We start from the raw sequence: 22,145 nt of genomic DNA, 5'->3' as shown, positions 1-22,145 counted from the left end.
AAATTGACCTATTCTTCAAAACGATGGGGCAAAAAGACTTTTATGTATCGTTTTGATTCCTTTCTTTGACGATTTCTATTTCTTCTTGCATATCTTCCTCAAACTCTTTCAAATCTTGCACTTTTTCATCCTCCGTTTTATTCTCGATGTATTCATTTGAGAGCGCAATAATTTCTTTTTCTGTCTTTTCTGCATCATTTAAAACTTCATTATTTGCCGGTTCATGTGAGACAACAAGTTCGTTTATCTTCAAATTAATCAAGGCAGAAAAACGGTTGAATGATTTCTGAATAATGAATAAGCTCAAAAAAGTGGTTCCGAAAATAAAATCGCCAATATTATCATGTAGTGAATTCCCATTAAAAAAATCAATTGTCCACCAAAACAAAACTAGAATTAAAGCGAACAAAAATGTTATTGAATTACCCAACACCCGCATGGCTTTGAGTGTAAGTTTTTCAAATAAAATTTCAAACTGATGATATACTCGCGTCATAAATCTGTGTTTAGTATCGAACAATTAATTATGGAATCAATCTACAATTGAACAGTTACTATACCCACATTAGTGGTAGAACCGGCTTGAACCTGAATGTTAGTTTGAATGGTTGGTAATAAAGAGTCGTAAGGAGTGATAGTCAAAGTATAGGTTCCTGGCGCAAGACCCGAAACTTGAAACTGACCATTTTCATTTACAGTACTGGAATATTCCACTCCAGTAGAGGAAGTTGCAGTAACTGTAGCAAGAACTCCAACTAGTGAAATACTTCCGCTTATGTTTCCGGTAGTAGCTAAATCAACATTACGGATTACTGGTTTTAGTGAATACGATCCGTTTCCTGTAACTACAATAGATTGATTGGCGTCGAAATCGAGTAAAATTACGTTTTGAGTATCGGCTTGTAACTCTTGATTGAATTGTAGTTTCAATCCACTTTGTTGAGCACTAGGCGTTGCTAAAGGATACGTAACACCATCAACTACAACCGTATTATCATTTCCTAAAATCAAACGAATTTGATTGACACGAGCATCGGCTAAAGTAGAAGTTGCAATCATGGTACTTACACCATTGGAAAGATCCAACAAATTATAGATTCCAGCTTCTGTATTTAATAGTACCGTTTGACCATTACTACCCGTTACTTCAACCGCTAGCAAATCAATATTGACTTCATCGTAATCTGCTGGTGCATCTGTCATTCTAACAGCCAAAGGATAGTTACCTGAGTTGTTTTCGTCGTCGTTACATGAACTCATGATTACAGCTGCCGCTATCATCATAAAAGATACAATTCGATTTTTCATACTATAATAAATTTAGGGATTAATGTGATTACAAAGTAATGATGGCTTTGAGGCAATTCTGTTACATAAAACACCTCAATTGTTTCAAAATTTTCACTTGTTAGTTTAAATAAAAAAAGGCCCGATCCTATTCTTTCGAATAAGATCAGGCACATTTTCTGACTGTTTGCACAAATGATTATTGGTGCTCGAGTCGTGCTTAAAACTACTTACTTAACTTTTCTTCTAACTGTTTCAATCGTTCTTCTAGCGACTGTATTTTGGTGTTTTGCTCTTTGATGGCTTCTATCAATAAAGGTGTAATGGCCGCGTAATCGACAAAATATTCTCCATTTTCATTTTTTTGAACAGCTTCGGGCAAAACCGTCTGTATTTCTTGTGCTAAAACGCCACTGGAAACAGTAGGTTTTTCTCCTTTTTCAATTTCGGCCGATTTTAATTTGTATTGATAAGTGTACCCTGAAATGCTTGATACTTTGTTTAGAGCATTGTCGATTTTTTGTATGTTTTCTTTTTTACTTCTATCGGAAACTTGAAAATACTGACCGTTGTTGGCTATGTATGCTACTTCTGCTGCATTGTCATATGGATTTCCGTTGTTGTCGCCCCAAGCATCTTCGTCTAAAATACGCAATTGGCGACCACCATCACCTGGTGACCAAATAGAGACATTATTACCATCACCCCTGATTCCGGCTGTTTCAGAGGTGCTTTCAGCCGTCGCCATTAAAAAATCACCGCCAGCAGTTCCGAAATTAAGATTGGTATCAGTTGGATGTTGGTAACGATTACTATTTTTTAATAGCATTTGCGTGCCGTTTATAGTTGGATCATTAACAAAAAATCGTTGGGTATTGGCACGTAAAATATCGTTATCAAATTCGCCATAAATAAGTGGAATTGTAGTACCTGTATTTTCTATGTACAATTTGTTAGAACCCAATTCGTTAAAACCCGCTTGGTAACCAATTGCCACATTACTATTGCCCGATACATTGTTATACAGAGATTGATAACCAAGTGCAACATTGCTGGAAATACCCGTCGCATTGAACATGGCTTCATGGCCAACTACCGTATTATTGCTACCGACAGTACTAGTTCGCAAGGCATCGGTTCCTACTGTTACATTATTATTTCCCGTAAGGTTAAAGTGAGCACTTCGAACTCCAACCGCTACGTTTCGAGTTCCTGTTGTGTTATTACCCAATGATACGCTACCCACACTCACATTGCTCGAGCCTGTTGTATTATCGAACATGGCTCCATTTCCGATTGCGGTATTGGTTCCGCCAGTTGTATTACTTACAAGAACTCGACTTCCTACCGCCGTATTAGAAGCTCCAGAAGTGTTCAGCCCAAGATTGGTATACCCAATTGAAATGTTTTCATAACCTGTTGTATTCGAATTTAAAGAACTGTCACCAATGGCAATATTAGAATATCCGGTGGTAACGTCTTGTAAAACCAAACGACCTAAACCAACATTATTAATTCCCGTTGCAAATGTGTTGAATGAGTTTACTCCAAAAATGGTATTAGTAGTTGAGAGCAAACCCGATAAAAGACCATTTCTTCTAAAAACAAGATTTTGATTGTCTAATGTACCAATAAAATTAGCTGAACTATTTAAACCTGCGTTGCCTGTTGTAGACCAAGCATTGTTGCCTATGAGCGCACTTGGATCTTGCCACGTAACATTTCCAAATCCATCGGTCTGCATGATTTGATTGGTGGTTCCGCGCGTTAATGGCAAAATGTAATTATTGGCGGCCGATGTTCCCAAGGCTACTCTTCCTAGGAAATAACCAGCATAACCCGTTGATTTTGTTGCTTGTGAATAAACACCATAATGAGTTCCACCTGCTGCTGTATCAATCAAAGAATAAACACCGTATTTAGGTCCGATTCCTGTACAAGTGTTTGCAATGAATGTGTTAGTACCAATAATATTCGAATTAGATGGTGTTGAAAATGAGCTGCTAATGCCAATGAGTGCTGCTCCATCTCCTGATCCATTAAAAAAATTCTCAACACCAACCAAGTTACCTGTTCCTGCTGTGCTATTAAAGGCATTATAAACACCCCGCAACGAAACGGTGCTCGTTTGATTGAAACTATTGAAAAGTCCGTAGCTACTTCCTGTTCCGGCATCAAAATAATTGGTAAATCCGTATTTCAAACCCGTTCCTGAATTGTTGAAATTATTTCGGATTCCGTGAATAAAATCGGTGGTGTTTCCACTAAAATTATTCAAAATGCCATAACCTTTAGTGTTGAGATTGGGAGCAACATAATTATCCATCGCACTTATGGTACCATTGGTTTGATTAACTGTTGAAATGTTTGATTTGAATACTGTTGAATAACTTGCTGGTGATGGAAAAATATTTCTGGCTTGAATTATTGCTGGATCGAACGAAGATTCAACATCCAATTTAACTGTAGGATTAGAAACCCCAATTCCAACATCACCAGTGTGGTACATGCTGTCGTTAATGTCGTCGGGTGCGGTTGAAGTGCCCGTTTCTAAAAAATCATAATCGGGTTGATCAAAGGCGATCCAATCTGAAAAAACAAAATTCCAATAATAAAATCCGGGCAGTTTCCCTAAATCGGGAGTGGTTAAATAGACCATCATTCCGTGCTGATCTGAACCCGGACTTGTAAGTGGAAAGGCATCGATTCTGGGAATTAAAATTCCATCTGTATGGGATGGAGTTGCCTGATTGGATGCTCGAATGTCTAATTGAGCGTTGGGTGTTGAAGTATTAATTCCAACTTGTGAGAAGCCTTTAAAAGTCATCAAACCCAAAAACAAAAGTGTGACTAATTGTTTCATTTTTTATAGTATTAAGCACTACAAAATTGAAGCGTCATTTTCTGAAAAAAAAACACAAATAGACCAACGACATTTTAAATAGACGAACGTAAAAAACACCAAAACCAAGTTGAATACAAATAAAAAAGGCCCAACTTTCGTCAGACCTTTTTTATGTTTTTACGTATTCTATTACAACAAAGCGTCAATGGCATCGGTATAGGTTTTTTTAGGAGCAACTCCAACCTGACGACCTACCACTTCTCCGTTTTGAAAAACCAAAACCGTTGGAATGTTTCTCACTCCAAATTTTGCAGCAAATTCTTGATTCGCATCCACATCTACTTTCCCTACGATTGCTTTTCCTTCGTATTCTGAAGAAATTTCATCGATAACTGGTCCAACCATTCTACAAGGTCCACACCAAGCTGCCCAAAAATCTACTACTACTGGTTTGTCTGATTTCAAAACTACTTCATCAAAAGTAGCATCTGTTATTGCTAAAGCCATATTTTTTTTAGTTTAAAGTTTGAAAATATTTCAAGTTTCAAGCCACAAAGATAGACAAACAATTTAGAGTTGAAATGTAACTTACATTACTTTTAGCTATTTTTTTATTGTTTTAATTGATTAGTTGAGTAAAGCGGCTAATTCGTCTTTATTAGAAATCGTATTGATTTTTTCCAACACAAAATGATGATGTGTTTTATTAGTGTCTAATTGCTTCATTTTTTCCTTAGTGTAAATGTAGGCATTCCCAACGGCATCAAAAGCTAAAAGTGTGGTTTTACTTTTCGGACTGTACGCAAATCGATTCGGACTAAAACCCATATAACCATCGTATTTTAATAAACCATTTATCTTTTCATCAACAATATAAATAAAGACGGGAATGATTTTATTGTTTTCTTGGTCGCTGTATTCAGCGTTAACAATAAGCGGCTCAAACAATCGTTGAATTTGGTCGCAATTGAAAATTCCTAGAGACGAAATGCTTAACCTTTGTCGAACTGTTGTTTCTGCATTATAGATAGCTATACTGTTCTTTTTTGCTCGCTCCAGTTCTTTTACTCTTTCAAGACATTGTTGGACTTGTTTGTTCTCTATTTCTTTGTATCGTTTTGAGAATAGTGACTTGTTAGCATCAAAAAAAGTTACCCATTGATCTTCGGTAAGTAATTTTTCTTCATCGGTCATGAATTCGTTATTGAACTCCCAAAATCTTTTTACTAATTGATTGGATTTTAAAATAGTATCGTTGTTAGCATACTTTACCTTTTTCAATTTTGAAATTAGTCTTTTTTTATTTTCAATAATCTTGCTTTGATTAGTTGCCAAATCTTCCAGTCGTTTGATTTGAATTTGTCGGTTATTGATTTGCCTTGAGATTGTATTGACGATCGCCTCATTTTGAGCAGTAAAATCAGCCATTTTGAGTTTTTCTGTTGTTTTTTTCCCCAATGAATCCGATATTGTAACAACATATAAATTTGAAGCTTCTCTTTTTATGTTTATTAAAGAACCTGATTCAACAGCAGTTGTGGATGTTCTGATCCATTTTATTGCGTTGAGTTTGTCTGGGTAGGAATTAGTGTTCGTGGTGATTCTAATTTCATTATCGCTTTCCGTTTTCACTTTACATTTGACATCGTATGCTTTTTGATTTTCAATATGCACTCGTTTGATTCTTTCTGAATTAGAAATTTGAAACTCAAGTGTTCTTTGTTTTTTATTATTGACTTTCTCCATTTTTCTGGAAGTCCATTTTTTCTTTTCCATCAAGGTATCGGTGCTTGAAGAGAGTATTTTTCCCATTTTTAGATAATGTGCCACATTATAGCATTGCAAATCGGCTTCATTCAAAAAAGGAACTCCTCTGTTAGCGATTGTATCTCTGGCAATAGTGTCAACTGTAGTACCTACTCCTACAATTCTTTCTGTTCTAAAAAAAGTAGTTAAATCGATCGATTCATTTTTGGGTGGATTGATGTTTTTTGCTTCTTCTTTCCATTGATTGGTAGTTTCATCAAAACGATAAAAATTCAAATCGGGTAAATTTTCGGTTAAAGGAAAATCCAAATTGATGTTTTTATCTTTTCCTAAAAAAACTTCTTCGCCTTGGTGCGTAGCTTTGATTTTGAACATTCCACCCGAATTGAACACAAACTTCTCGCCGTCTTGATTATAATCCATCGGAATGTTTCCTAGAATAAAATCAACCGGATCGCGGTATTCAACATAACTTACCTGAACATCACCCGTTACTGGATTACCGTTTTTATCTACAAATGCATTCTCCGGAATTTCAATCACGGTTCCCGATGGATGCTCAATCTTTTGTGGGTTTTCGGCAGAAATAGTATAGTCCTTTTCTTCAATAGTAAAACCACCAACCGAGAGTTTATCATCAAATTTCTTCTGAATCTTAACTGTAACGCGTCGGTTTTGTGCTTTACCCGAATCGGTTTCATTTTCGGCAATGGGTTGATGTTCACCTTGAGCTACAAAACTAATTTTTCGGTTAAAAAATCCATTGTTGACCAAAAAATCGGCTACTGACTTGGCACGTTGCGCCGATAAATTATCGTTGTACGCAGCACTTCCTTCGCTATCGGTATGCGCTGTTAATTCGATGGAATACAAATGTGAGTCGGTCAAACTTTGAATGGCATCTTCCATTTTGATGGCTTCTGCCTTTGAAATAACACTACTTGCACTTTCAAAATACACGGTTATTTCTTTAACTAATTGGGAGTTGTTTTGCGAAAAACTACATGCTGTTCCTATCCAAAGAAACAAGAAGATACCTCTTAGAATTGATTTCATACGGTTGGTTTTCTACTTAGATAAGAGAAAACGCAAAAAGGTTGGAAAGCGTGTGGAATTTTGGATTTATTTAACTAGTTCAGTTTAAAATTAATCTGCAACTTCTCTAACTCAGTTAATAGTTCATTAGAGATTTTCACTTTTAATTTTCGACTTGGCATTGATAGTTTGGTCACAACTCGAATTTCTTCGACTTCTTCGGTCATAGCAATTTCTGGTTCGTCGTTATTTTCTATATCGGCTTCCGTTTCGATACTGATTTCGTCTTCAGAAATTTCGTTGTCAATGGTTGATTTTTCCACTACTGCCAATCGTTTTACTTTTTCCAATTCCATTACTTCAAACACAACCGAATTGTCGCCTTTGTTCGATTGGAAGATGGTGTTCAACAAACTTACGGTGGTACTTTGAATCTCTTTCACATCCATCAACACTATTAACTTTTTAGCAAACGAAGGCAGTACATCTTGTAAATACTGAACTAATTGAAATTGTATGCGCGGTTCGCCTTTTTTGCCTTCTTGATTGATCCAACCTTCACGCACCATAATTTTGATGTACGAGAAGTTATTCTGAATTAAAAAATGTCGGAATTTCAAGTATTCTTCACCAAAAATTCGGAATTCGTAACTTTCGTCATAACCTTCCAACACAAACGAACCCCAACCTTTTCCATTCTTTGCCGTTTTGTGTTGAACATTGGTAATGATTCCACCAAACGACAAGGTTTTATTAACGTGCTGCTCGAGGTTTTTCAACGTTTCAAGTTTGGTGTTGCAAAAATATTTCATCTCAAAACGGTAATCGTCGAGCGGATGACCCGAAATGTAAATTCCGACTACTTCTTTTTCTTTGGCGAGTTTTTCCATCGTACTCCATTCCTCGCAAGGCGGAACTACTGGCTCGGCGATTTGTACTTCGCTGGTTTCTCCAAACAAACTCACTTGCGATGAATTTTCATTTTCTTGGAATTTGGAACCGTAGCGCATCGCTTTTTCCAGAAACGTAATGTTATCGCCATCATCGTGAAAATACTGCGCACGGTGCGTTGTCGTAAAACAATCAAATCCGCCTGCTAATGCCAAACTTTCGAATGCTTTTTTATTGGCAGCTCGCAAATCAATTCGTTTAGCCAAATCAAAAATCGATTTGTAATTTCCGCTTTTGCGATTCTCAACAATAGTTTCAACGGCTGGCGCACCAACGCCTTTGATCGCTCCCATTCCGAAACGAACAGCGTAATTTTCGTTAACGGTAAACTTATAATAACTCTCGTTCACGTCTGGGCCGAGCACTTTCAATCCCATGCGTTTACATTCTTCCATAAAAAACGAAACCTGTTTGATGTCGTTCATATTATTCGAAAGCACGGCTGCCATGTATTCAGCTGGATAATGCGCTTTCAAATACGCCGTTTGATAGCCAATCCACGCATAACATGTAGAGTGCGATTTGTTGAACGCATATTGTGCAAACGCTTCCCAGTCTTTCCAGATTTTCTCTAATTTATCTTCCGGATGCCCGTTTTCCATGGCTTGGGAGATGAATTTGGATTTCATTTTATCCAATACATCTTTTTGCTTTTTCCCCATCGCCTTACGCAGAACGTCGGCATCACCTTTGGAGAAATTGGCTAATTTTTGAGACAAAAGCATTACTTGCTCTTGGTATACTGTAATTCCGTAGGTTTCTTTTAGGTATTCTTCGTTGGCTTCTAGATCGTATACAATCGGTTCTTCACCATTTTTTCTTTTTACGAACGACGGAATGTATTCTAATGGTCCGGGACGATACAAGGCATTCATCGCAATCAAATCTCCAAAAACCGTTGGCTTTAAATCGCGCAAGTATTTTTGCATCCCAACCGACTCGTACTGGAATATTCCGACCGTTTCGCCGCGTTGAAATAACTCATACGTTTTCACATCATCAATCGGAAATGCATCGGGATCAAGGTCGATTCCGGTTCGGTATTTCACTAATTTTACCGTGTCTTTAATTAGCGTTAGGGTTTTTAGTCCCAAGAAGTCCATCTTCAGCAAACCAGCACTTTCCACGACTGAGTTGTCGAATTGCGTCACGTACAAATCCGAATCTTTGGCGGTAGCAACGGGAACGTAATTGGTAATATCACTAGGCGTAATGATGACACCGCAAGCGTGAATTCCGGTATTACGCAGATTCCCTTCTAATATTTTGGCTTGTGTAATGGTTTCCGAGCTCAAACTGCCTTCGTTAGCGAGTTCGATTAATTCTTTTACTTTGTCGTATTCTTCAGCTCGAAGTGCTTGTTTCAAAGCCGTTTGATCCATTGAAAAGATTTTGTCCAGCTTTAAATTGGGTACTAATTTGGCAATTTTATCGGCTTCAAACAACGGTAAATCCAATACACGTGCGGTATCTCTAATCGACGATTTGGCCGCCATGGTTCCGTAGGTAATGATTTGCGCTACTTGGTTGGAACCGTATTTTTCGATTACGTAATCCATAACTTTACTTCGGCCTTCATCATCAAAATCGATATCAATATCGGGCATCGACACACGATCCGGATTCAGGAAACGCTCAAAAAGCAAATCGTATTCTAATGGATCAATATTGGTAATCCAGAGGCAATACGCCACAACAGAACCTGCAGCCGAACCACGACCTGGACCAACGGAAACTCCTAGCTTTCGGGCTTCGGCAATGAAATCTTGAACGATCAAAAAGTAACCAGGATAACCCGTATTTTCGATGGTTTTCAACTCAAAATCCAATCGCTCTTTGATTTCGGGAGTGATTTCTTTGTAGCGTTTTTTGGCACCTTCGTAAGTAAGATAATGCAAGTATTTATTTTCACCGCGTTTTCCGCCATCCGCTTCATCTTCAGCCACTAAAAATTCTTCTGGAATATCAAATTTCGGAAGTAAAACCTCGCGTGCAAGGTCGTAAATTTCAATTTTGTCTACTACTTCACTAATGTTTGAAATGGCTTCAGGATAATCCGAAAACAATTGCTTCATTTCGTCACCCGATTTGAAATAGTATTCCTGATTGGGCAATCCGAAACGGTAGCCGCGACCGCGACCAATGGGTGTAGATTGTTTTTCACCATCGCGTACACACAATAAAATATCGTGAGCGTTGGCATCCTCTTTATTGATGTAAAAAACGTTGTTGGTAGCAATCGTTTTTACTTGATGTTTTCTTGCCAGATCAATCAATGCGCCGTTCACACGGTTTTCATCTTCTTGATTGTGGCGCATGAGTTCGATGTACAAGTCGGCTCCAAATTGTTCTTTCCACCATAGCAAAGCTTCTTCGGCTTGGTTTTCACCTATATTGAGCAATTTACTCGGAATTTCACCGTACAAACTTCCTGAAAGTACAATCAGGTCGTCTTTGTATTTTTGAATGATGTTTTTATCGATACGCGGCACATAATAAAAGCCTTCTGTATAAGCTATTGAAGCCATTTTGGCTAAATTATGATACCCATTTTTATTTTTAGCGAGGAGAACGATTTGGTAACCGTTGTCTTTTCGGGATTTGTCTTTATGATTATCACAAACGAAAAATTCGCAACCCACAATAGGCTTAATTATGGTTTCGGTTGGTGTTTCTCCAACTTCTTCAGCCGCTTTATTTTTAGCTGCGGCCGATTTATTGTGGTACAACACATCGCGCACAAAGTGAAACGCGCCCATCATGTTTCCGATGTCGGTGATGGCAACGGCAGGCATTTTATTTTTTACTGCAGCTTTTACCAAATCTTGAACACTGATTGTCGATTGAAGCACTGAAAACTGGGTGTGATTGTGCAAATGAACAAAATCAGTATCAACTAAAGTTTGTTGGTTTTGCTGTTTTTCTTCGTGCGAAATAACAGGTTCTTCCTTGGGTTGGAATTGCTTTCTGATTTCGTCGGAAGCTTGTTTCAGATTGATGTGCTTCAACCCAATAAGTTGAATTTCTTTCGGATTGTGTTCGTTGAATTCGGTAAAATAATTCGCCGGAACATCGAGTTCTTCTTTGGTAAAAACTTCGCGCTTAATTAATTCTAAGAAACATCGGGTAGTAGCTTCAACGTCGGCAGTTGCATTATGCGCTTCAGAAAATGGAACTCCAAAGAGGTATTGATGTAGTTCCGTTAGCGTAGGTAATTTGAATTTTCCACCGCGTCCGCCAGGCAATTTGATGAGTTCGGCTGTGGTTTCGGTACACGTATCCAAAATGGGCATTTGCGACATGGGTGAATCGATTCCCATTCGGTAAAATTCACAACCCATAATATTCACATCAAAACCAACATTTTGACCTACAATGAATTTGGCTTTGGAAAGTGCTTCGTTGAAACGTTCTAGAGCAATTTTTAAATCGATTCCGTTTTGTTGCGCGAGTTCGGTTGATATACCGTGAATGCGCTCGGCATCATAGGGAATATTGAATCCTTCGGGATTGATTAAATAATCCTGATGTTCAATGAGATTTCCCATTGCATCGTGCAATTGCCAGGCAATCTGAACGCATCGTGGCCAATTGTTGGTATCAGTAATTGGCGCGGCCCAATTGCGCGGTAATCCGGTGGTTTCGGTATCGAATATTAAATACATAGGCGTAAATTCCAAATGACAAAAAACAAAATCCAAACAAGTTAAAAATCAATTTCAAATTTACATTTAATGCCGCTGAATTTCAATTTTAGTTATCAACAAAAACAAAAAAACCACCCGAGTTAACGAATGGTTTTTATTGTAAAGTGTGTGTTTAAAGATTAGTATCTTCCACCACTATTTCTATCATTATAGCTTCCGCCACCACGAGAGTTTCCGCCTCCGCTGTAACCACCACCGCCTGAACGGTTGTTGTTAAAACTTCTTCTTTCACCTTCTGGTTTTGGTTCTGATTTGTTCACTACAATTGTACGACCTTCTACTGTAGCACCGTTTAATTCGTCGATAGCTTTTTGAGCTTCTTCGTCATTTGGCATTTCTACAAAACCGAATCCTTTACTTCTTCCAGTAAATTTATCAGTTACAATTTTAACAGAGTCAACTGTTCCGTAAGCCTCAAAAGACTCTCTTAAATCTGCTTCCTCAATACTCCAAGGAAGACTTCCAACAAAAATGTTCATATGTAAATTTTAAAATTCTGCGTAAAGGTAGGTTAAATAAAACGAAAGCTACCATCTTTTTGTAATTAATTGATTATTAATAAAAAAACCGTTGTGTTTGTTACACAACGGTTTGTAATTATTGCGATTAACAAAATTTATTCTTGTACAACCGGAATGTTGTAAAAGGCTCCGTTTTGGAAATTAACCAATTCTTGTCCGAAAGGATTATCGTATATATTTTTAAGATTCAACTTGAACGAACCTGAAATTAACCCATTTTCGTATTTATCAATTTTAATCTCACTCAAAATTCTGAATTTTGCATTATTGTCACCACCATTAATGGTAATAATATCACCTGCTTGATAATTAGAACCCGAATTCACAATTTTAACCGACTTGATAACTCCATCAACAGCAGTAGTTTTTACCGACATTCCAATTCCGTTTCCAGTATTGGTTGTTCCCACTAAATTGCTTGACACATAACCTGTACCTCCAATCAAAATGGCGTTAGCAATGCTAGTGATGGGCTCAAAAGACTCTCGGGTTGAATAATCAACCACTACATCATCAAATGACGAAGTATATTCTGCCCAGTTATTAACATTGGTTGATGCTAAATAGTAAGTTCCTCTTACTGAGTTTGACATATGTAAAGTGAGTTCTTGATCTTCTGCTAATGCCTCAATTCTTATCGCTCCATTACCCGAACGGTAAGCTGTAACTTGCAATCCTCTAAACAGCACATCATCTCTAAAAGCCTGAAAACCTGGGTCGTTTAATTTGACATCTTCCTCACACGAAGAGAAAAGTAGAGCCAAAGCTAATATTGAAAATAGTTTTTTCATAGTAATCTTTATTAATACCACAAAAATAGTTTTTTTAATGAATTGTCATAGTAATTTAACTAAAAAAATAACTTTTGTAATCGATGAGTAGTTTGAATCAAAAAGTTTTGTATATTTGCGCCCTTAAATAACAGAGGTCGAGTACCTCAAATTAATCAAAAAGATTATGTCAGTAAAAATTAGATTACAAAGACACGGTAAAAAAGGAAAGCCTTTTTACTGGATTGTTGCTGCTGATGCACGCGCAAAAAGAGATGGTAAATTCTTAGAAAAATTAGGAACTTACAACCCAACAGCTAACCCAGCTATTATTGATTTAAACCTTGACAAAGCGGTTCAATGGTTACACAATGGAGCACAACCAACTGATACGGCTAGAGCTATTCTTTCGTACAAAGGTGCTTTATTGAAACACCATTTAGATGGTGGAGTTCGCAAAGGCGCTTTAACTCAAGAACAAGCTGATGCTAAATTGGCAAAATGGTTAGAAGAAAAAGCAGGTAAAGTTGATGCTAAAAAAGACGGTTTGTCAAAAAAACAAGCAGAAGCTAAAGCCAAAGCATTAAAAGCTGAAAAAGAAGCTAACGAAAAACGTCTTGCTAAAGCTGCTGCTGCTGAAACAGTAGAAGAAGTTGCTGAAGAAGTAGAAAATGTTGCTGATGAAACAGTTGCAGAAGTTACTGAAACAGTTGAAAACACTGTAGAAGAAACTGTTGCTGAAGTTACTGAAGCTCCTGCTGAAGAAGCGGTTGCAGAAGTTGCTCCAGAAGTAGAAGCTGCTGCAGAAGAAGCTCCAGCTGCTGACGAAGCTAGCGAAGAAGCAGAAGCTTAATAAAGTGGCGATAATGCGTAAAGACGATTGTTTTTATCTAGGCAAAATCGCTAAAAAGTTTAGTTTCAAAGGAGAAGTCCTTATCTATTTAGATACCGACGAACCCGAATTATATGAAAATATGGAATCAGTATTTGTTGAGTTCAACAAAAATCTGGTTCCATTTTTTATTGAACATTCCTCACTACACAAAAACGACTTCCTCAAAGTGAAATTTGAAGACGTTGACACCGAAGCCGATGCCGACGAAATCATGGGTTGCGAAATCTACTTACCGATTTCAATGCTCCCAAAACTTGAAGGCAATAAATTTTATTTTCACGAAGTAATCGGATTCGAAATCGAAGATCAACGATTGGGTGTTTTCGGAAAAATTGTCTCCATCAATGACTCCGCCGCACAACCACTTTTTGAAGTAATCAACGGCAACGTTGAAATCCTCATCCCAATGATTGACCAGTTTTTAGTAAAAATTGATCGCGAAAACAAAAAAGTCGTGATGAATTTGCCTGAAGGTTTGGTGGAGATGTACTTGTAGGTTTGGATTGCAAGATTTTAGGATTGTAAGACTTTAAGATTATATGATTTTTTTGAAGCTTTTTCCTGCTTTCGCCTTTATCTCCGATTGGCAAAAAGCTACAGGCAAAGCCTTTGTTTTTGTCCATCGGAGGATATCGGCTCTATCAGGGCTAGGGCAATAAAATACTAAAGTACGTTTATCTTGAAATCTTACCATCTTATAATCCGGGAGCGAAGCGAGTCTTACAGTCCTAAAATCTAAAAATCAAATGTTCCAATTCAAACAATTCTCCATCAACCAAGATCGCTGCGCCATGAAAATAGGTACAGATGCTGTTTTACTTGGCGCTTGGTGCCCGATTGACAACAAACCTTTTTCGGTGTTGGACATTGGAGCTGGAACGGGAATTCTCTCTTTGATGCTCGCTCAGCGAACTTCAGCCGAGCAAATTGACGCCATCGAAATTGACGAAGACGCCTACGAACAATGCGTCGAAAACTTTGAAGTTTCACCTTGGAGCGATCGATTGTTTTGCTTTCACGCCGGTTTGGACGAATTTGTAGACGAACCCGAAGACGAGTACGATATTATCATTTCCAATCCGCCTTTTTACTCCGAAAACTACAAAACCGATAACGATTCGCGCGATTTAGCTCGTTTTCAAGACGCTTTGCCTTTTGAAGAATTAGTTGATGCTGCTAGTTTGCTTTTGTCTGAAAACGGAATTTTTGCAGTCATCATTCCTTTTAAAGAAGAAGAACGATTCATTGATTTATGTGCTGAAGCGGAACTATTTCCCGTAAAAGTGACACGTGTCAAAGGTTCGCACACTACACCTATTGTACGGAGTTTACTCGCTTTCAAACGCTACGAACTTTCCGTTTTGGAAGCCGATGAATTGGTCATCGAAATCAACCGTCATGAGTATACCGACGATTACATCCACTTGACGAAAGAGTTTTATTTGAAATTTTAATATTCTCTTCTGTTAGATTTTCTGTTTTTACTATCACTAAATAAAGGACAATTACAGTCAATTTGTTAAACGACAACAATCTTTTTTATCATTTATTTTGCCACAAATTCACAAATTAACTTAGAATTTTGGATTAAAATTTGTTCATCTCCGATGAACATTCGAATTGAATCAAATAGTTACTTGGCTAAATTCGATAATTCATGGCTGAAAAATAATTCTTCACATCGAACTCGCATCAAAATATTATAGTAGATTTGTGATTCTCAATCCTTTTGAGTTAAAATGTACTACTTTATTATGAAGACAAAAATCACTCTGCTACTGGTATTATTCACTATTTTTTCCTTTGCTCAATCGGGAAAAACATCCATAAAAGATCACATCAATTTTGCCGACTTACCCAAACAAACTCAAGATACACCTTCTTGGGCTATTCCTTTCTACTCTGATCCCGACAAAATCAATGTGGTTCAGATGAAGAAAGAAATTAACGATTGGTTGAAAAGTGATGATGCCAAAAAAAGAGGTGAAGCAATCATTGCAAAAGAAAAAAAGGAAGGCAAAAAAGGAGAATTCGAGGAATTAAAAAAGAGCATCACTGAAATTCCGATTGTGCGATTTGCACTCAACTTTTTCAAAAGTGTTCCACCAACTTGGATTGACAACAATGGATTCATAACCATAAAAAACACCACTGAAAACTCGGTAAATCAAACCAATAATCGATCAGCTTTAATGCCCAATTGGACTCAAATTGGCCCAATGGAAACGGTCGACTCTAATGGCACCCAACTTCCCATGCAATCCAATGTGTATTACATTGCTGTGGCTCCTTCAACACCCAATATCAGAATGGCTTCTACCGAAACAGGCGCTCTTTTTAAAACCACAGACAGTGGTGATAATTGGAGTTTTTTAGGTGATTATTCCGGACCAATTGCTTTCAACCCAACGAACTCTTCCAATATAATTTTGGGTAGTAATCCGTTGAGAGAAAGCACCAACGGCGGATTGACTTGGGAAACAAAACCTGTAACTGCTTCGTGTAATGAAATCATCTGGTCGTCGGATGGAACTACCATCATGGCAGCATCCAATCAGGGAATTTTCACATCTACTAATGCCGGAACCTCTTTTAGCAACAATTTAGCTGGCAATTATTACGATGTTGAATTCAAACCCGGAAGCGCCTCTACTGCCTACGCCATTGACGTTAATGGAAATTTCTACAAAACATCCAATGGTGGAACAACGTGGCAATTAAAAACAACCAATTATAATTTAAACACTAGTAAAGATGGTTATTTGTTGGGTGTTTCAGCGTCCAATCCGAATTTAATTGTGATTGCTTTTTTGACTGGCGAATACGTAGAATTGTTAAAAAGCACTGATTCGGGGGAAACATTTATGCATTTATCAACTTTAAATTCGGGTTTCTCACAAGGTTTTTATGATTTTGCATTCGGAATTTCACCTGTTAATTCCAACATCTATTATGTGGGTGTAACTACATTATACAAATCAACTAATGGTGGATTGAATTTTACTGCTCTTGGTGGTTACGACGGTAATTTTCCGATTCATCCCGACATTCAAGACCTTGACTTTAGTGGAGCCACAGTAGTAGTTTCTACCGATGGTGGCGTGAGTGTTTCTACTGATAATTTTACTTCTATCTCCAATTGGCACAGCACCAATAAAGGTCTTTTCGATCTAGAATTATGGGCGTTCGACCAAGGCTTTAACACTGATCAAATGGGAAGCGGAAAATACCATAATGGCGACAACATGCACAATCCGAATTGGAATAACGGCAAAACCATCATTTTAGGCGGAGCTGAAGCACCCGTTGGTTATTCTATTTTCAGCCGACCCAACTCGCTGTTTTTTGCCGATATTTTTCAAGGATTCAAACAAATTGATTCTCAATTCAACACCAATGTAGCGTCAACCTTTCCGTTTTCGATGAACTCCAATAATTATTATTATGGCGAACGAAATAGCGACATCACTTCCAATGTAGTCAACAGCAATATCGTTTATGCAGCATACGAAAACAAAGTGTATGTTTCGTATGACAACGGAATATCCAATCAGGTTTTACGCACTTTTGGTTCGACCGTTTGGAACATAAAAACTACGCGAAGCAATCCGAATGTACTATATGTTACCACCGAATCCAATGGATTGTGGAAAACAATTGACGGCGGTATCAATTGGACGCAACACAACTTCACGTTACACAATTCCAACTACAATGCTAATGGTTTGCAATGTTTTATCGACGTTTCACAAACCAATCCCAACGAACTTTGGTTGGCATACATCAATTGGAGCGGCAACTATTCTGTAAATAATTCGTATCGTATTTTTAAAAGTACCAATGGTGGACAATCATGGCAAACCCTTGACACTAGTGCTTTAAACGGATTTACAGTCAAAGAAATGGCACATCAATACGGAACTAATGGTGGAATTTATCTCATCGGTTTCGACTCAAATTCGGTGGCAAGATGCTATTACAGAAACAATTCCATGACCAATTGGGACGATTATTCAGGTGGATTGTTGAGCGGAAGTTTACTGGCCAATCGCATCTATTTGAAGCTTTCACATTATCAAGAAAAAGTACGCGCAGCAGGAAATAGAGGTATTCAAGAAATTGATTTCTACGAACCCTATGTTGCCCCGATTGCACAACCAACCACCAATCAAAAAGAGGTTTGCATCAATCAACGCATTCAATTGATGGATTATAGTATTTTGAAGTATTCGGGCGCCACGTGGAATTGGTCATTTTCTAAAACACCGATTTACTTGAACGGAACATCAGCAAGTTCACAAAATCCAGAGGTAAAATTTCTATCCACAGGAAGTGTTGATGTCACTTTAACCGTAACCGATTCGTATGGAATTTCCGATTTAAAAACCATTACCAATTTCATCAATGTGAATTTTGACACGGCAAGTTGTTTGGCTTTGAATTCGGATGAAGATTTTACTATAACGTGCACCAATACGATTCCGGCAAGTGGATTTTTCAATCCAGGAAACCAAGTTAATGTGACTAATTTTGGTGGTTCAACAAGCGGTGAATTTATAGTAAAAATCAACTTTTACAACCTTTGTTATGGTGTGGTTGGGAATTTGACCGCAATTGTAAACCTAACTACCGATAAAATTACCGTGCTGAGTTACCATCATTTTGATAATTCTTCGAGCACATTTACTGGAAACAACACCAATGTTATTACTAGTGGAAGCGATGCTTTTTCGCAAATCTCCTTTATTCTAACTAACAACATTTTGTACTTGAATCATATTTCGAATGCGTGTGGCAGTAGTGTGCCAATTTCATTACAACAATCGTGTTGGAATGTGTACAACGGTTTGGAAAATGGCGATTTGGACGAAATTCAACAATGCAACAACAGTATTCCACAATCAGAAAATACAACAGGAATTAATCAACCTCTTGTAGTGACTAATTTCAACAATGCAACATCAGGTTTGTTTTATGTGGATTTGAACGGATTTACCAATTGCAACAATTCGAACAACAATTTGAAAGCCATTATTGATTTGGATAACGACCGCATCCATGTACTTTCCTATCAGCATTTTGGTTCAACCGCTAGTGCAATAGTAACCGGGAATGAAACCAACTCTGTCATCAGTAATTCAACTACCAATGGTCAAATTAATTATTATTTGAACAATAATATTCTGTATGCATCACGATTACTTGATCCGTGTGGTTCGACTTATTTTAGAGTGAACACCTCATGTTGGTCGACTATGGATAGTGATGGAAACGGAATTGACAATACAGTTCAGCCAAGCACATGTAACAATCCATTAACGAGTGGACAATTTACAGATGCTAATGCGCATCAAGTACATGATTTCACCTCTGTTTTTAGCAGTCAAAATACCGTTTTTGTTCGTTTGAATATCGGAACCAATTGTTCGAATGCTACTGCAACTGCTTATTTGAGTTTGGATTTGTCCAACAACGTGATACACGTTATAAACTACACTCATTTTGGCTCGACTAGTAGCTCAACGGTTTTGAATAATGACTCGGCCAATGTGTATTCGGAATCGGCAGTTATTGGAAAATTGAAATTTAGTTTAATCAACAAAGTACTTTACATTCAGCGATTATCAACGGATTGTGCAGGAAGTTATTATCAAATTAGTGATTCGTGTTTTTCTTTGGCTTCGGATGAGATTCTGGCTATTGATTATTTTTCAACGGCTACGATTTCAAATGTAACGGCTTATCCTAATCCGACTAAAGGCTTGTTTCATATTAAATCGATTTCAGAAATAGACGATTTGGAGTTGAGTTTTTATGCTATCGATGGAAAAAACATTCGTCCTCATTATAAAAAAATTGGCGAAAACGAATGGGAAATTGATATGGAAAATTACGCCGTTGGGACGTATTTTATTATTGCTCACGACAAAAGCAGCAATCAGTTTAATTATGTAAAAGTGATTAAAAAATAGTTCTATCTAGAAACATTGCCTTAGCCCAGACTGCAATGGAAAGCATTTTGAACAAAAATGGTAGTTTTTCTTGGCGAAAAAAAGCGACACTAGGAGCTCTTTTTTGGCCTTAGAAAAACACCTTTTTTGGAAAAATCTTGGACTGTAAGGCTGGAGAAAGCTTCCTACTTCGATAAGCTCAGCATGACCAACTCAGTTTGACAAATTGGAAAATTTATAACAATTGTTGAGCAAAATCTCAAATTTGTTTTGTTACCTTTGCAAACGTTTTCGTAAAAACTCAATTTTAAAGTAAAATGAGATTGCATCGCTTTACTGCGTTGCGCTCGCAATGACTAAACTATGAAACCAGATTTATTTCAAGCTCCCGATTATTATTTGTTAGATGATTTGCTAACTGAAGAACATAAATTAGTGCGCGATTCGGCTCGTGCGTGGGTAAAACGCGAAGTTTCTCCGATTATCGAAGACTATGCACAACGTGCAGAATTTCCGAAACAGATTATTAAAGGTTTGGGTGAAATTGGCGGATTTGGTCCGTACATTCCAGAGCAATACGGTGGCGCTGGTTTAGACCAAATTTCGTATGGTTTGATTATGCAAGAAATTGAGCGCGGTGATTCGGGTGTTCGTTCTACCTCATCGGTACAATCATCGTTGGTGATGTACCCGATTTGGAAATTCGGAACCGAAGAACAACGCATGAAATACTTACCAAAGTTAGCAACTGGTGAATTTATGGGTTGCTTTGGATTGACTGAACCTGATTACGGTTCGAATCCGAGTGGAATGGTAACCAACTTCAAAGACATGGGCGACCATTATTTGTTGAATGGTGCTAAAATGTGGATTTCAAACGCGCCTTTTGCCGATATTGCAGTAGTTTGGGCGAAAGATGAATCAGGAAGAATTCACGGATTGATTGTGGAACGCGGTATGGAAGGTTTTACGACTCCGGAAACGCACAATAAATGGTCGTTACGTGCTTCGGCTACAGGCGAATTGATTTTTGACAACGTAAAAGTGCCAAAAGAGAATTTATTACCCGGAAAATCTGGTTTGGGCGCGCCGATGATGTGTTTGGATTCGGCTCGTTACGGAATTGCTTGGGGTGCGATTGGTGCTGCAATGGATTGTTACGACACGGCTTTGCGTTACTCAAAAGAGCGCATTCAGTTTGACAAACCGATTGCTGGCTTCCAATTACAACAAAAGAAATTAGCAGAAATGATTACTGAAATCACCAAAGCGCAATTGTTGACTTGGAGATTGGGTGTATTGAGAAACGAAGGAAAAGCGACTACAGCTCAGATTTCGATGGCGAAAAGAAACAATGTGGATATGGCCATTAACATTGCTCGCGAAGCACGACAAATGTTAGGCGGAATGGGAATTACAGGTGAATATTCGATCATGCGTCACAGTATGAACTTAGAAAGTGTAATCACTTATGAGGGAACACACGACATTCACTTGTTGATTACAGGTGCGGATATTACGGGAATTCCAGCGTTTAAATAAAAAGTTTCAGGTTTAAAGTTTGCTTCTCTAGTCGCCCTTTGGGCTCGTGTCAAGTTTCAATTTGGCAAAACAGATTTGGAGAAATTTGAAACTCGAGACTAATGGTCGAACAGATGAAATAAATCTGTGAATCTGTGGCAAAAAAATATAAAATGCTTCTCTCAATAGGGAAGCATTTTTACTTTTACACTACTAAAAAAATTCAGATGAAGTACAAATGTGTGATTTTTGATTGCGATGGTGTTTTGGTGGATAGCGAGGCGATTTCGAGTACCGTTTTGACGGAAATGGCTAATGAATTGGGCGTTGTAATTTCACACGAAGAAGCACTGGAAAACTTCACTGGAAAATCATTGAAATACTGTTTGAACTACATCGAAACTAAATATGGTCAATCATTACCTGTCGATTTTGAACACCAATTCAGAGTAAAATCATTTGAGCAATTTGCATTGAATTTACAACCGATTGACGGAATTCACGAAGTTTTAAATTCGCTTAACATTCCGTTTTGCGTGGCTTCAAGTGGACCACGGGAAAAAATCATTCGCAATCTAACAACAACAAATCTCATTCATCATTTTGAAGGGAAAATATTCAGTTCGTATGACATTCAGAGTTGGAAACCCGAACCACATATTTTTTTACACGCAGCCAAAACCATGGGATTTGAAGTACACGAATGCATCGTGATAGAAGACAGTGCAACCGGAATCCAAGCAGCACAATCGGGCGGATTTGACGTCATCGGGTTTGTGAACGATGACAACACCGAACGCTTTAAAGACGAAAACTTTCCTATTTGTTTTAGTATGAATGAATTAGGCGAATTGCTAACAAAAACAAATTAAACAATAACTAAAAATGATACAAA

Annotated in this window: 14 protein-coding genes; 6 read left to right on the top strand and 8 right to left on the bottom strand. The window is 37.7% G+C overall.

What is annotated here, in order from left to right; genetic code table 11:
- Positions 1 to 40: 40 nt before the first annotated feature.
- The 8 genes from VK161_RS03580 to VK161_RS03545 form a co-directional block, all read right to left on the bottom strand.
- On the bottom strand, positions 41 to 496 hold the full coding sequence (locus VK161_RS03580) for a low affinity iron permease family protein (RefSeq protein WP_324213386.1): 456 nt from the start codon (positions 494 to 496) through the stop codon (positions 41 to 43).
- Between the two features lie 41 nt (positions 497 to 537).
- Positions 538 to 1,308 (bottom strand): DUF4382 domain-containing protein, encoded by a 771-nt coding sequence (locus tag VK161_RS03575; RefSeq protein WP_324213385.1) that lies wholly within the window; start codon positions 1,306 to 1,308, stop codon positions 538 to 540.
- 205 nt (positions 1,309 to 1,513) lie between these two features.
- Positions 1,514 to 4,150 (bottom strand): tail fiber domain-containing protein, encoded by a 2,637-nt coding sequence (locus tag VK161_RS03570; RefSeq protein WP_324213384.1) that lies wholly within the window; start codon positions 4,148 to 4,150, stop codon positions 1,514 to 1,516.
- A gap of 171 nt (positions 4,151 to 4,321) precedes the next feature.
- Positions 4,322 to 4,639 (bottom strand): thioredoxin, encoded by a 318-nt coding sequence (gene trxA, locus VK161_RS03565; protein ID WP_324213383.1) that lies wholly within the window; start codon positions 4,637 to 4,639, stop codon positions 4,322 to 4,324.
- 120 nt (positions 4,640 to 4,759) lie between these two features.
- Entirely contained in the window at positions 4,760 to 6,955 is a 2,196-nt protein-coding gene (locus tag VK161_RS03560; RefSeq protein WP_324213382.1) for an OmpA family protein, read from the bottom strand.
- Positions 6,956 to 7,029: 74 nt separating this feature from the next.
- Positions 7,030 to 11,550 (bottom strand): DNA polymerase III subunit alpha, encoded by a 4,521-nt coding sequence (gene dnaE / locus VK161_RS03555; RefSeq protein ID WP_324213381.1) that lies wholly within the window; start codon positions 11,548 to 11,550, stop codon positions 7,030 to 7,032.
- Between the two features lie 161 nt (positions 11,551 to 11,711).
- Positions 11,712 to 12,071 carry an RNA-binding protein gene (locus VK161_RS03550; protein ID WP_324213380.1) on the bottom strand — a complete coding sequence of 120 codons (360 nt, stop codon included), beginning with the start codon at positions 12,069 to 12,071 and terminating at the stop codon, positions 11,712 to 11,714.
- A gap of 137 nt (positions 12,072 to 12,208) precedes the next feature.
- Positions 12,209 to 12,904 carry a DUF6252 family protein gene (locus VK161_RS03545; protein ID WP_324213379.1) on the bottom strand — a complete coding sequence of 232 codons (696 nt, stop codon included), beginning with the start codon at positions 12,902 to 12,904 and terminating at the stop codon, positions 12,209 to 12,211.
- 166 nt (positions 12,905 to 13,070) lie between these two features.
- On the opposite strand from VK161_RS03545, the gene VK161_RS03540 reads away from it, so the two are divergent.
- From VK161_RS03540 to VK161_RS03515, 6 genes are all read left to right on the top strand, one after another.
- Positions 13,071 to 13,736: a 30S ribosomal protein S16 gene (locus VK161_RS03540; RefSeq protein WP_324213378.1), complete on the top strand. Its 666-nt coding sequence runs from the start codon at positions 13,071 to 13,073 to the stop codon at positions 13,734 to 13,736.
- A 13-nt stretch (positions 13,737 to 13,749) separates the two neighbouring features.
- Complete coding sequence (gene rimM, locus VK161_RS03535) at positions 13,750 to 14,274, top strand: ribosome maturation factor RimM (RefSeq protein WP_324213377.1); 525 nt, start codon at positions 13,750 to 13,752, stop codon at positions 14,272 to 14,274.
- Between the two features lie 250 nt (positions 14,275 to 14,524).
- The gene (locus tag VK161_RS03530) at positions 14,525 to 15,232 is read left to right on the top strand and encodes a tRNA1(Val) (adenine(37)-N6)-methyltransferase (protein ID WP_324213376.1); all 708 of its coding nucleotides are present in this window, start codon (positions 14,525 to 14,527) and stop codon (positions 15,230 to 15,232) included.
- A gap of 300 nt (positions 15,233 to 15,532) precedes the next feature.
- Complete coding sequence (locus tag VK161_RS03525; RefSeq protein WP_324213375.1) at positions 15,533 to 19,750, top strand: T9SS type A sorting domain-containing protein; 4,218 nt, start codon at positions 15,533 to 15,535, stop codon at positions 19,748 to 19,750.
- Positions 19,751 to 20,092: 342 nt separating this feature from the next.
- On the top strand, positions 20,093 to 21,271 hold the full coding sequence (locus tag VK161_RS03520; RefSeq protein WP_324213374.1) for an acyl-CoA dehydrogenase family protein: 1,179 nt from the start codon (positions 20,093 to 20,095) through the stop codon (positions 21,269 to 21,271).
- Positions 21,272 to 21,477: 206 nt separating this feature from the next.
- Entirely contained in the window at positions 21,478 to 22,122 is a 645-nt protein-coding gene (locus tag VK161_RS03515) for an HAD family hydrolase (RefSeq protein WP_324213373.1), read from the top strand.
- The last annotated feature ends 23 nt before the right edge of the window (positions 22,123 to 22,145 follow it).

This window comes from Flavobacterium sp. (assembly GCF_035299245.1).
Taxonomy (GTDB): domain Bacteria; phylum Bacteroidota; class Bacteroidia; order Flavobacteriales; family Flavobacteriaceae; genus Flavobacterium.
Note: the sequence above shows the minus strand (reverse complement) of the source record. Positions and strands in the feature narration are given on the sequence as shown.

Excerpts from the sequence above, each read along its gene's own strand:
- VK161_RS03575 (WP_324213385.1), bottom strand. The coding sequence starts at position 1,308 with ATGAAAAATCGAATTGTATCTTTTATGATGATAGCGGCAGCTGTAATC.
- VK161_RS03545 (WP_324213379.1), bottom strand. The coding sequence starts at position 12,904 with ATGAAAAAACTATTTTCAATATTAGCTTTGGCTCTACTTTTCTCTTCG.
- VK161_RS03525 (WP_324213375.1), top strand. The coding sequence starts at position 15,533 with ATGAAGACAAAAATCACTCTGCTACTGGTATTATTCACTATTTTTTCC.
- VK161_RS03520 (WP_324213374.1), top strand. The coding sequence starts at position 20,093 with ATGAAACCAGATTTATTTCAAGCTCCCGATTATTATTTGTTAGATGAT.
- VK161_RS03515 (WP_324213373.1), top strand. The coding sequence starts at position 21,478 with ATGAAGTACAAATGTGTGATTTTTGATTGCGATGGTGTTTTGGTGGAT.
- VK161_RS03570 (WP_324213384.1), bottom strand. The coding sequence starts at position 4,150 with ATGAAACAATTAGTCACACTTTTGTTTTTGGGTTTGATGACTTTTAAA.
- trxA (WP_324213383.1), bottom strand. The coding sequence starts at position 4,639 with ATGGCTTTAGCAATAACAGATGCTACTTTTGATGAAGTAGTTTTGAAA.
- dnaE (WP_324213381.1), bottom strand. The coding sequence starts at position 11,550 with ATGTATTTAATATTCGATACCGAAACCACCGGATTACCGCGCAATTGG.
- rimM (WP_324213377.1), top strand. The coding sequence starts at position 13,750 with ATGCGTAAAGACGATTGTTTTTATCTAGGCAAAATCGCTAAAAAGTTT.
- VK161_RS03540 (WP_324213378.1), top strand. The coding sequence starts at position 13,071 with ATGTCAGTAAAAATTAGATTACAAAGACACGGTAAAAAAGGAAAGCCT.
- VK161_RS03580 (WP_324213386.1), bottom strand. The coding sequence starts at position 496 with ATGACGCGAGTATATCATCAGTTTGAAATTTTATTTGAAAAACTTACA.
- VK161_RS03550 (WP_324213380.1), bottom strand. The coding sequence starts at position 12,071 with ATGAACATTTTTGTTGGAAGTCTTCCTTGGAGTATTGAGGAAGCAGAT.
- VK161_RS03560 (WP_324213382.1), bottom strand. The coding sequence starts at position 6,955 with ATGAAATCAATTCTAAGAGGTATCTTCTTGTTTCTTTGGATAGGAACA.
- VK161_RS03530 (WP_324213376.1), top strand. The coding sequence starts at position 14,525 with ATGTTCCAATTCAAACAATTCTCCATCAACCAAGATCGCTGCGCCATG.